We start from the raw sequence: 11,718 nt of genomic DNA on the forward strand, positions 1-11,718 counted from the left end.
GAACCCGTTGTCGGCGAACGATATCCGGGCAGGGCGGTGGAGGTCAGGGCTTGCGGGTCGTCACCAGGCTCCTAGGCGAAGACCACCAGCTGGGCGCGGTGGCCGATCACAGGTGGGGCCCCAGGATCAGGCGGACGGCTCGGGCGCCCATCCGCAGGTGCGCGGCCGGGTCGGGGTGCAGGCCGTCGGGCAGCGCCCTGGCCTCGTCCGGCCCGAGGAGCTCCCGTCCGTCGAGGTAGTGCAGTGCAGGGTCCGCGCGGATGTCGACGACCTTGGCGAGCAGCGTGCGGACACCGGTCAGCGTCAGCGCTCCGGCACCCGCGGAACCCAAGGCGCGTTTGCGGCCGGTCTCCTCGTCGAGCCCGACAGGGCCGGGCGTGGTCTCCAGGTCGGCGAAGGAGGTCGGCGAGACCAGCACGACCGGCGTGTCCGGGTGGCCTTCGCGGATCGTGTCCAGGAACCCGTGCACGGCGGGGACGAAGGTGCGTTCGCGCATCGCCGCGTCCCCGACGATGTTGATCCCGACCTTGAGCGAGATCAGGTCGGCCGGGGTGTCCCGGATGGCGCGGGCGACCTCCGGGTCGAGCATGGCGTTGCCGCCGAAACCGAGGTTGGTCAGCGCCGCGCCGGTCGTGAGAGCGGCGATGGCGGGCCAGGTCAGGGTCGGGGCGGGCGCCTCGAGGCCGTGGCTGATCGAGGAGCCGTAGTGCGTCCACGCCAGGCCGGGCGGCGGGGTCGGCGCGAGCAGCGGCGCGTCGGAGTCGAGCGTGCGCAACTCGACCGTCGCGCCGTGAGGCAACCAGATCTCGACGTCCTTCTCGCCACCGGGCAGGTCGTCGAAACGCACGGTTTCGGGGTGGCCGGGGCTCAGCCGGACGTCGGCGAGGTCGGCGCCGAAGCTGAGCACGTCACCCGCCGTGGCCTGCACGCGGCTGAGCACCGTGCCGTTGACGGCGAGGTCGAACGAAGCGGGCAGCGGGCTGCCGTCCATCTCCGGCACGGTGACGTGCACGCCCAGCGCCAGCGACCGCGCTGCCGTGCGCAGGCGCAGGCGGACCCCGGCCGCCTGCGCGACGACCAGGTCCAGCAAGCCGTGGTGCAGGCGCGGCCGGGTCCAGGCGGGGAGCCGTCGCGGGCGCACGCCGGCCGGGGTGCGTTCGAGATCCAGCGCGCCGAGGACCGCGACCCTGGTGTCGGGCAGGGGGATGTGGTGGGTCATGCCGTGCGCTCCTTGTCGTGGTCGGCGGTGGTCGCCGGGGACTGCGGGACGAGCGGGTCGTGGTCGGCGGCGTGGCCCGCGTCGACCGGGAGGGGGCCGCTCCGGAAGAGCAGGGCGGCCAGTACGGCGCTGCTCAGGAAGACCGCCGCCGCGACCCGGAACACCAGGTGGTAACCGGCGAAGGTCGCCTCGGCGATGGTCACGGGCTGCGCGGCGGTCGCGGGACGCGCCGCGAGGTAGCTCGCGACCGCGGTGGTGGTGAGCGAGCTGAACACCGCCATCCCGATGGACCCGCCGATCTGCTGGGCCGTGGTCACCAGCGCCGAGGCCACTCCGGCGTCGTGCGGCCGGACACCGCTGGTCGCGGCGTTCTGCACCGGGCCGAAGATGAACCCGAACCCCACCCCCGTGACGAGCAGGGCGGGCAGGACGTCCACGCCGTAGGTCGACCCGGCACCGATCCCGGTGAGCACGACCATGCCGACCGCGGCGAGGAGGCAGCCGACCGGGACGAGCGGCCGGGGCCCGGTGCGCGGCAGGAGCACCGCCCCGGAGAACACGGCCCCCGCCATGACCAACCCGATCATCGGGAGGAACGCCAGGCCGGTCTGGACGGGGGTGAAGCCCAGCGTGTTCTCGAGGTAGTAGGTGAGGAAGAGCAGGACCGCGAACATCCCGATCCCGGCGATGCCCAAGGTCAGGTACGCCGCTCCCCGGACCCGGTCCAGGACCACCCGCAGCGGCAGCAACGGGTGGGCGGTGCGGCGTTCGACGACCACGAAGACGGCGATGAGCACGACGCCCGCGGCCACCGGTCCGAGCGTCCGGACGTCGTGCCAGCCGTTCGCCTCGGCGGTGCCGAGACCGAAGACGATCCCGACCAGGCCGAGCACCACGGCGAGCGTGCCCTTGATGTCGAGCCGGACCCGACGCGGCCGGTCGCCGTCGTGCAGGAGGCGCAGCCCGCCGACGAACGCGACCGCCGCGATGACCAGGTTGACGTAGAGGCACCACCGCCACGACAGGCCTTGGGTGAGGACACCACCCAGCAGCAGCCCCACCGCGCCACCGGCGCCCGAGATCGCGCCGAAGATCCCGAACGCGCGGCCGCGTTCCTCGGCGTCGTCGGCGAAGGTGATCGACAGCAGCGACAGGGCCGCCGGCGCGAGCATCGCGGCGAACGCTCCCTGTCCGACGCGCGCGACCAGCAGCGTCGTGAAGTCCCCGGCGGCACCGCCGACCGCCGACGCCACGGCGAACCCGCCGACGCCGATGAGGAACACCCGCTTGCGCCCGAAGTAGTCCGCGAGCCTGCCGCCGAGGAGCAGGAGGCTGCCGAACGCGAGCGCGTAACCGGTCATCAGCCACTGCCGGTGGTCGGCGGGCAGTCCGAGGTCGTGCTGGATGGTGGGCAGGGCGATGGCGACGATGGTGGAGTCCAGGACGTCCATCAGCTGGGCGAGGCCCAGCACGACGAGCGCCAGCCAGCGGTTCGCCCCACTTCGCTTGTTCATGAGCGATCTCTCGGATGCGAGAACGTTGATCGTGTAGTCACGAACACAGTTCCTATCTTGAGAACACCGTTCGTGTCAACGTTGGATACGAACAACGTTCGTATCCAGTTATGGTGGTGGGGTGAACCCGAAGGAGCGACGCGCGGCCCGCCACCTGCACCCCACCCCCGACGGCCCCAAGCCGCGGCGCCGAACCGTGGAGCAGGTCGTCGACACCGCGCTGGGCGTCATCGCCGCCGAGGGCTACGAGGCGCTGACCATGCGCAGGCTGGCGACCGCGCTCGACACCGGACCCGCCTCGCTCTACAACCACGTGGTCAACAAGGCCGACCTCGACGAACTGCTCATCGGACGGCTCTGCACCCAGCTCGTGCTCCCCGACCCCGACCCGGCCGCCTGGCAGGAGCAGATCCACGGCGTGTGCGCCCAGATGCGCGACCAGTACCTGAAGTACCCCGGCATCTCCCGAGCCGCGCTCGCGATGGCACCCACCGACCTGGAGATCGTGCGCGTCGGCGAAGGGATGCTGGCGATCCTGCTCGCCGGCGACGTCACCCCGCAGGCCGCCGTCTGGGCCGGCGACGCCCTCCTGCTTTACGTCGCCGCCTACTGCCTGGAGCTGTCGATCGCCGACCAGCGCGCCGCCCGGAACGACCCCGTCTGGGGCCACGACCGCGACGAGCTCACCCGCCGCTTCACCGCCCTACCCCCCGAAACCTTCCCCCACACCACCCGCCACGCCGCCGAGCTCACCGCGGGCGAAGCCCACGACCGCTTCGACTTCACCATCACCCTGATGCTCGACGGCCTCGCACAACCGTCGGCGAACCGACCGTCGCGTCGACCACCACCGTGACCGGTTGTCGTTCCGGCCCTAGATCACGCGGTGCCGCACCCGCCACACCACCACACCGATCAGGATCGCCGCGACGGCGACGAACAGGGCCGCCTCGACGAGCTGGAACGGCCAGAACCGGTCGGCTGGGCGGTAGACGCCGAACCGCTGGACGCCCCGCTCGGTGAGCGTGACCCGGCCTTGGTCGAGCACGACCAGGTGGTCGCAGACGCGCTCCAGCTCGTGCACGACGTGGGAGGAGAACAGGACTGTCACCCCGCCTTCGGCCACCGCGCCCATGAGGACCTGCAGGAACTCGTGCCGGGCCAGCGGGTCGAGGCCGGCCACCGGCTCGTCGAGGACGAGCAGGTCAGGCCGCTTCGCCAGGGCCAGGGCCAACGCGACCTGGGCCTGCTGCCCGCCCGAGAGCGTGCCTACCCTGGGGTCGAGCGGGATGCCCAGCTTCGCCAGCCCCTGGTCGAACCGCAGGTTGCGGGCCCGGCCGAAGCGGAGCGTCTCGGCGACGGTGAAGCGCTTGTACAGCGGGTGGTCCTGCGCCAGGAACCCGATCCGGGACAGGGTGTGCGGGGTGGCGTCGCGGCCGAGGACCTCCACCGTGCCGGTGCTCGGTGCCGGCAACCCGACGACCAGGCGCAGCAATGTGATCTTGCCCGCCCCGTTCGGCCCGACCAGGGCGATCACGCCGCCCGCGGGCAGGGCCAGGGTGCAGTCGCGCAGCGCCCAGCCCTTCCGGTAGCGCTTGCCCACGCCGTCGGTGCGCAGCGCGAGCCCGGTCGCCGTCACGCCACGCCCTCGTTCCGCGTCTGCTGGTGGACGGAGGTGAAGAGGGCGTTGACCGCCTGCTCGTCGAGACCGGCCGGTAGGCCTTGGCGACGGTGTTCGGGTTGATCGCCAGGTCCTCGACCACCTCGCGGATGAGCGGGAGGCGGTCACCGGGTCGGAGGAAGCCCAGCAGCACCGCTTGGCGCCCATGACCGGAGCGTGATCAGTTCCACGGGTGCGGCTACCGTGTGTGCCTTCGGTGAGCCGGGCGGAGGTCGGGGTGGACGGGGACGGTGGGGCCGGGCACTCGAACGCGGTCTCCGACACCAGCGGAGTCGTGGTGCAGGTGCGCGACGTCCACGGCGACGTGACCGTCACCGGTACCGCGCCCGTGCGACGTCCTCGGCAGCTGCCGATGTCGATCGGCAACTTCACCGGCCGCGAGCGGGAGCTCGACGAGCTGGACGCGCAGCTGCGGCGCGGTACGTCGGGCGCGGTGATCTCCGCGGTCTCGGGCACCGCGGGTGTCGGGAAGACCGCGTTGGCGGTGCACTGGGCGCACCGGGTGGCCGAGGAGTTCCCCGACGGGCAGCTCTACGTCAACCTGCGCGGCTACGACCGCGAACCGCCGCTGTCACCCGACGACGTGCTGGCCGGTTTCCTGCGCGCCCTCGGCGTCACGGACATCCCCAGCGACGGCGGTGAACGGGCCGCCCGCTACCGCACGCTGCTCGCCGAGCGGCGGCTGCTCGTGGTGCTGGACAACGCCGGCCGGGTCGACCAGGTGCTGCCCCTGCTGCCCGGCGGCACCTCGTGCTTCGTGCTCGTCACCAGCCGGGACCGCATGTCCACCCTGCGCGTGCGCTACCGGGCGCACGGCGTGGACCTGGACCTGCTGCCGCTCGAGGACGCGTTGCGGCTGCTGCGGGCGACGGTCGGGCCGAAGGTGGACGAGGAGCCGGGCGCGGCCAGAGCGCTGGTGCGCAGCTGCGCGAACCTGCCCCTCGCGCTCGGCATCACCGCGGAGATCGCGGCGGTGCGGGAGCGGACGCCGTTGGCCGACCTCGCCGAGGAGCTGGCCGACGAGCACCGGCTGCTGGGCGTGGCCGACGACGAGCACAGCATCCGCACGGTGTTCTCCTGGTCGCTCAAGACCCTCGACGAGCGGTGCGGCCTGGTGTTCCGCTACCTCGGGCTGCACCCCGGCCGCGAGTACGACGTGCCCGCGATCGCCACGCTGGCCGACCTGCCCGCCGCCGACGTGCGGCGGGCGGTCGACGACCTGGTGCGGGTGCACCTCGTCGAGGAGGTCGCGGACGGGCGGCTGCGCGCCCACGACCTGCTCGCCGCCTACGCACGCGATCTGGCGGCCGAGCACTTCACCGGGGCCGAGACGACGGAGTCGTTCTCCCGGCTGTTCGGGCACTACCGGCGGCTGAGCGCGTACGCGGTGAAGCTGGTGACCGGTGGCAGGCAGAGCCACCGGCGCGCGACGTCCCCGCCGACCGGTGGGGTCAGGCCGGACCGGACGTGGTTCGCCACCGAGCGCCTGAACCTGGAGGCCGTCCTCGACCACGCGCGCGACCACGGGACCGCCGCGGAGGACGTCGGGTACCTCACGCACGACCTGGGCGTCCTGACCCGCGCGGCCGGGGACCTGCCGGGGGCGCTGCGCCACCACGCCGCCGCGGCGCCGGTGTTCCGGCAGACCCAGCGGCGCTACTCGTACCGGATCCGGCTGGACGAGGAGGAGGCGAAGGTCGCGGCCGGGCTGTACGCGGGTGCGCTGCGGACGCTGCGGCTGCTCGGCGACGACTTCCAGCAGGCGAACCTGACGTGGGAGCTGGCCGAGGTGCACCGGCTCACCGCGGTCGCCGCCCTGGCCTGCGGCGACCACGCCCAGGCCATCCGGCTCGCGCGTTCCGCGGAGCGGGTGTTCGAGAAGCGCGAGGACCTGAGGTCGGCGGCGACCTGTTCGCTGACCTACCTGACCGCGGTGTGCACCAGCGCGGTCGACACCTCGACCACCTCGCCGAACCGGACGATCGACAAGGCGCTGTCGACCGCGCGCAGGCTCGACGAGCTGGGGATGGGCGACGAGGCCGACTACGCGCGGCTGCTCGGCGTGCGGGTGGCGACCGCGGCCGGACAGCTCGGCCGAGCCGACGCCCTGCTCAAGGAGGTCACCGCGCCGATGGTGAGCACGCCCACCGAACAGCGCCTGCTGCACGTGCTGTGCGAGGCCGAGCTGATGGAGGAGGCGGGCGAGCCCGAGGTGGCGATCGCGTTGGCCGTCGACGGCTACGCGGAGGCGGGCCGGTCCGACGGCCGGGCCGCGGGGATCGGCGGCCAGCCCGCCAGCACCCTGTACGGGCGTGCTCTGCGCGCGTTGGCACTCCGGATCGCGCTGCGCGCCGACGACGCGGCGCGGGTCTTCGAGATCGCCGAGCGGTTCCGCCCGCAACGGCAGGGGTTCGCCCAGGACGACCGGGTCGCGCGGCTCGACGTGGTCGCGGAGCAGCTCGGCGGGCGCGCCCTGATCGGGTACGCGGCGACGTCGGACCGGCTGATCGCCACGGTCGTGGTGGACGGTCGGGTGCACGTCGTCGACCTGGACCCTGGCAGGGTGATCGAGCACACCGACCTGTTGCGGGCGGACATGAACTCCGTCTCGGGGGCGGTGGACTTCCTCTCCGACCGGGTGGTCGGGCTGACCTCCGCGCAGGTCGTCCAGTCCGCGGTGGACCTGGACGAGCACGTGGTCGTGCCGCTGCTGGAGCTGCTCGGGGATCGTGACCTGGTGGTCGTCCCCGCCGAACCGCTCGCGGGCGTCGCCTGGTCGGCACTGCCGTCGCTGCACGGCCGGTCGTTGGTCGTCGCCCCGTCGGTCACCTCGTGGTCGGACGCGCGGCGCCGTCGTGCCGCACCGCGCTCATCCGACCGGGGCGTGTTCGTGATCGGGCCGGACATGACCGCGGACCAGACCAACGTCCCCGAGCTCGTGGACCTCCACCCCCGTGCCGACATCGTCGCCCCGGAGGTGCGGGCGGTGCTGGGACGCGCTGACGGAGCGCACTTCCTGCACCTGGTGGCGCGCCGGGAGCACGAGCCGGAGAACTTCGTGTTCTCCAGGGTCGTGCTCGCCGACGGCGCGTTGTTCGCCCACGACTTCGGCGAGCTGGAGGAGCCACCGGACCTGGTCGTGCTGCAGGGCATCGGCGAGCGGGTGTCCGACGAGGAAGCGCTCGGGTTCGCCAACGGCCTGCTCGTCGCCGGGGTGCGGACGGTCGTCGTGGCGGTCACGAAGGTCGCCCGGCAGACCACGTTCGCGGTGATGCGGGAACTGCACACCGCCTTGGCCGCCGGCGAGGCACCGAGCAGGACGCTCGCCAGGATCGTCGCGGTGGACCCGCTGCGCAGACCGTTCCTGTGCGTCGGTTCCGGCGACTGACACCTGGTTCCTCCCGCACCTGTCGTCCGTCCACATCGGTCACGGCAACGCCGGCCTGCTTGCGGGCGTTGGGGTTCCGCGTTGTCGGCAGCAGCAGCCGGGCCTTCATCGAGCGGACTTCCTGCTCGTGACGACCGTCCACAGGATCAGTCCGGCGTACACGACGACCATGAGCGCCTGGGAGAAGTTGGCCGCGGCGCCGATCGGCAGCAGGTAGATGGCCGCGACGCGGAGTCCGGACTCGGCCAGCAGGACGAACCCCCAGACCAGGGAGACGCGGACCCAGCGGGCGCGCAGGGCACCGGTTCGGATGGCGGCCTCGAACTCCTCGTGCCGCGCCGGTCCGGCGGACCGGGCGAAGCGCTGGGCCGCGTAGAAGGCGATCGGGCGTTTGACGAGGCAGCTGACCACCAGGACCAGGCCCGCGGCACCGGACATCGCCGAGTCCTTGGCGAGGATGAACCTGGCGTCGCCGGTGAGGAAGGTCAACGCGAAGCCCACACCGAACATCGCGAGCAGGAACAGTGCGAACGGGTCCAGTCGGCGTTGCCGCACCGCCACCCACAGCACCCGCAGTCCGGCGACGACGGTCCCGGTGAGCAGGGCGACGTACGTACTGGCACCGAGCAGTTCGGCGGCGAAGTAGGCGAGGACCGACAGCCCCATGTCGAGGAACAGCACGCCGACCAGCCCGCGTGCGGCCGGACCGGCGGGTTCGCGGCTCACGGTGGTGGCGTGATCGGACGAGGTCGAAGGCATGGGTGCTCCCCAAGGTGGTCGTGGTGGGATCGCGTTTCCCTTGCCGTGAAAGGGATTCCGGTTGGAGAACGCGTCCTGTTCCGGTCGTCGCCGACGTTACGGAGCCTGCGGCTTCCCGTCGTGGGGTGAGCGCCGTAGGTTCGGGTGGAGGAAGTTCTCCACCCGGACTACAGCGCGTGCCGCAGGACGTCGGGTCCGGTCGGCCGTACCTTGGTGGACGTGACCAGGTTCGAGACGACCGCGGTGGAAAGCCGGTTCCGGGAGGGACTGGTCCTGCCGTTCCTCGTGCTCGTCTCGATCGCCGTCACCGTCGTCCGGTGGCCCGGTGGTGTCGTGCTCCCGGCGGTCGCGCTGCCCCTGTTCGTCCTGGTCTCGATCACCGCGGTCGGGGTCCTGCTGCCCTGGCGGTGGTTGACCGGACGTCGTCTGCTGGTCGCGATGACCGCGTACATGCTGCTCGGCGCGTTGCTGCTGCCGCTCGCGCACGCGACGACGGCGGTGCTGCTCCCCTACAGCGCGGCCGCCACGGCCGGTGGGGTTCTCGTCTCGCGCAAGGCGGCCACCTGGTTGGCCGCGGCGGGCGCACTGGTCGCGGCCTGCGCGACCCTGGTCGTCGGGCACCTCGCGCCCGCCACGCCGCAATGGCCGTGGTGGATCGCGCTGACCGTGGGCCTGCCGGTCTACGGCGGCATCGCCAACCGCGCCCGGCTCGACGCCCTGCGCAACGCGCGACGCGCCGCGGAGGAGGCGCTGCGGGCGAGCGAGTCCGAAGCACGCGAGGCGGCCCTGCTGGAGCGCGGCCGCATCGCCCGCGAGATCCACGACGTCCTCGGCCACTCGCTGTCCGGGATCGCGCTCCAGCTGGACATGGCCGACGCCCTGCGCGGCAACGGCTGCGACGAGGAGGCGGCCGCCGCCGTCCGCCGCGCTCGCGCGTTGGCGGTCGACAGCATCAGCGAGACCCGCCGGGCCGTGCACGCCCTGCGCGAGAGCACCCTGCCCCTGCCGGAGACGCTGGGCCGCCTCGCCGAGCACAACGCGGTGGACTTCGCGATCGACGGCGAGGTCGCGCCGGTCGGCGTCGAAGCGGCCCACACGGTGGTCCGCGTGGCGCAGGAAGCCCTGACCAACACCGCCAAGCACGCTCCGGGCGCGCCCCGCACCCTGCGCCTGGCGTTCGTCGACGACCGCGTCACCCTGACCGTGCACAACGGGCCCGCCACCGCGGAACGCGGCGGCGAGCCGGCCGGTGGCACCGGTGTCGGCCTGGTCGGCATGCGCGAACGCGCCGCCCTGCTCGGTGGCACGCTGAAGGCCGAGCCCGCCCAGGACGGCGGCTGGACCGTGGAACTGGAGCTGCCCCGATGATCACCCTGGTGGTCGCCGACGACCAGGCGACCGTCCGCGAGGCACTCGCGGTGATGCTCGACCTCGCCCCGGACGTGAGTGTCGTGGCCACCGCGACCAACGGCGCGGAAGCCGTCGAGGCCGCCGCGCGGCACCACCCGGACGTGCTGCTGATGGACCTCAACATGCCGGTCATGGGCGGCGTCGAGGCGACCGGCCGGATCCACGCCTCGGACCGGGCCACCACCGTCCTCGTCCTGACGACCTTCGACGACGACTCGTCGATCCTGGCCGCGCTGCAGGCGGGGGCGAGCGGGTACCTGACCAAGGAGGCGGGTCGCGAGACGATCCTGCAGGCCGTGCGCGCTGCCGCCCAGGGGCAGGCCGTGCTCTCCCCCGAGGTCCAGCGGCGGCTGCTCGCCCTCGCCTCGCGGACGGCGTCACAGCCCGATGGGGACGACTTCGGGCTGACCGGTCGTGAGCTGGAGGTCCTGGGCTTGATCGGGGACGGGCTGCGGAACCCGGAGATCGCCTCCCGGTTGGTGATCAGCGAGGCCACGGTGAAGACGCACATCAACAACCTGTTCGCCAAGGCCGGTTTCCACTCCCGCGCCGACGCCGTCCGGTACGCGCTTCGACACCGGTCCGGTTCGGGATGACCTGACCGCGTTTCCCGGCGATCAGCCCGGAACCGCCCGTCGAGCCGGTTCCGCTTGCGTCCCAATTGGTTCCTCACCAACCGCCAGCGGATCATCGGACATCGAGGACGCGTTTCCCTGTGACCACAAGCGCTTGACGAGGTCGCCGTGCAGGGCGGAAGATCCACACGGTGGTTCGGCCGTCCTCGGCGGCACGAGCGGACCACCCCTATTTCGGCGCGCAATCACCCGGTTCGGTGGACACCGGGTGCGGAGGCTCGCTAGCGTCGCACGTTCTGTGATCATCGGAGTGCGGCGTTAAGGGGCAGGGTGGAGCGGGACGACGACTTCGAGGGCCCACTCGGCGAGCAACGCAGGTGGCTGGCCCACGTCCGGGCAGGCGGTGCCCCACCACCGGTGCAGTACGAGTTGGAGGACTCGGTCGGCACGGCCGGTGACGGTGCGGTCCGGGTGGTGGTGCGGGACCGGCGGATCTTCTCGGTCGCGGTCGACCCCGGCGTGTGCGGGCAGCACCCCGCCACCGTCTCGGAACTGTTGCGGGAGGCCGTCAACGCCGCGCTGGCGCAGTCGCTGATCGACACCCCGGCCGCGGTGGACCCCGGTCCCGACCTCAACGCGCTGGGCGAGCAGTTGGGGGAGTTCGCCCGGCAGGGTGAGCAGGCGCTGCGCGGGATCCAGGCCGCGCTGGACGCGTCGATGGCGAAGCTGGCGGGCAGGACCGGGATGCGCGGCGACACCTCGCCCCAGTACGTCGACTACCTGTTCCAGGACGCGCTGGACGTGGTGAACTCCGCGCGGAACTCGCTGGCGGCGGCCCCGTTGCCGCCCAGCGTCGGCGAAGGTCGTGACGAGACCGAAGAGGTCTTCGCCACCATCACCGACGGCGAGCTGACCACGATCGAGGTCACCCCCTTCGCCGTGCAGCTCTCCCCCGCCGAACTGGGGTACGCGGTGCTCGAGGCGGTCAACGCCGCGCTCGACGAGTGGGAGCAGGAGGCCGCCGCCGCTCCACGGGCGGGGCTGGACGTCGAGGCTTTGCGCCAGATCAGCGACCGCGCCGGGAAAGTCGGCGAGCAGAGCATGCAGCACCTGCGCGCCTACACGACCAGCATGACCTCGATCATGCGCAACATCGACTAGGGGGGGCAGCA

9 protein-coding genes are annotated in these 11,718 nt (G+C 72.5%); 5 read left to right on the forward strand and 4 right to left on the reverse strand.

Annotated elements, in window-relative coordinates; all coding sequences use genetic code 11:
• Window positions 1–106: 106 nt before the first annotated feature.
• The gene (locus CLV43_RS18775; protein ID WP_106188507.1) at window positions 107–1,219 is read right to left on the reverse strand and encodes an SGNH/GDSL hydrolase family protein; all 1,113 of its coding nucleotides are present in this window, start codon (window positions 1,217–1,219) and stop codon (window positions 107–109) included.
• Window positions 1,216–2,733, reverse strand: coding sequence for an MFS transporter (locus tag CLV43_RS18780; RefSeq protein ID WP_106188508.1), 1,518 nt, complete (start codon window positions 2,731–2,733; stop codon window positions 1,216–1,218). The genes CLV43_RS18775 and CLV43_RS18780 overlap by 4 nt, the downstream gene beginning before the upstream one ends.
• Before the next feature lie 121 nt (window positions 2,734–2,854).
• Between CLV43_RS18780 and CLV43_RS18785 the strand changes: the two genes are divergently transcribed.
• Window positions 2,855–3,589 carry a TetR/AcrR family transcriptional regulator gene (locus tag CLV43_RS18785; protein WP_106188509.1) on the forward strand — a complete coding sequence of 245 codons (735 nt, stop codon included), beginning with the start codon at window positions 2,855–2,857 and terminating at the stop codon, window positions 3,587–3,589.
• An 18-nt stretch (window positions 3,590–3,607) separates the two neighbouring features.
• On the opposite strand, the gene CLV43_RS18790 is transcribed toward CLV43_RS18785, so the two are convergent.
• A complete protein-coding gene (locus CLV43_RS18790) occupies window positions 3,608–4,372 on the reverse strand; it encodes an ABC transporter ATP-binding protein (protein ID WP_211304412.1) in 765 nt (254 codons plus the stop codon).
• A gap of 259 nt (window positions 4,373–4,631) precedes the next feature.
• Here CLV43_RS18790 and CLV43_RS18800 point away from each other — a divergent pair, with 259 nt between their 5' ends.
• Window positions 4,632–7,802, forward strand: a complete 3,171-nt coding sequence (locus tag CLV43_RS18800; protein ID WP_106188510.1) for a CHAT domain-containing protein — start codon at window positions 4,632–4,634, stop codon at window positions 7,800–7,802.
• Between the two features lie 105 nt (window positions 7,803–7,907).
• Here CLV43_RS18800 and CLV43_RS18805 read toward each other — a convergent pair whose 3' ends face one another.
• Window positions 7,908–8,561, reverse strand: coding sequence for a VC0807 family protein (locus tag CLV43_RS18805; RefSeq protein WP_106188511.1), 654 nt, complete (start codon window positions 8,559–8,561; stop codon window positions 7,908–7,910).
• 219 nt (window positions 8,562–8,780) lie between these two features.
• Between CLV43_RS18805 and CLV43_RS18810 the strand changes: the two genes are divergently transcribed.
• The 3 genes from CLV43_RS18810 (at window position 8,781) to CLV43_RS18820 (ending at window position 11,707) form a co-directional block, all read left to right on the forward strand.
• Complete coding sequence (locus tag CLV43_RS18810; protein ID WP_106188811.1) at window positions 8,781–9,929, forward strand: sensor histidine kinase; 1,149 nt, start codon at window positions 8,781–8,783, stop codon at window positions 9,927–9,929.
• A complete protein-coding gene (locus tag CLV43_RS18815; RefSeq protein ID WP_106188512.1) occupies window positions 9,926–10,567 on the forward strand; it encodes a response regulator in 642 nt (213 codons plus the stop codon). Before CLV43_RS18810 ends, CLV43_RS18815 begins: the two co-directional genes overlap by 4 nt.
• A 309-nt stretch (window positions 10,568–10,876) precedes the next feature.
• Window positions 10,877–11,707 carry a hypothetical protein gene (locus tag CLV43_RS18820; protein ID WP_106188513.1) on the forward strand — a complete coding sequence of 277 codons (831 nt, stop codon included), beginning with the start codon at window positions 10,877–10,879 and terminating at the stop codon, window positions 11,705–11,707.
• Window positions 11,708–11,718 lie beyond the last annotated feature (11 nt).

Origin of the sequence: Umezawaea tangerina (assembly GCF_003002815.1) — a bacterium.
GTDB classification, from domain to species: Bacteria; Actinomycetota; Actinomycetes; order Mycobacteriales; family Pseudonocardiaceae; genus Umezawaea; species Umezawaea tangerina.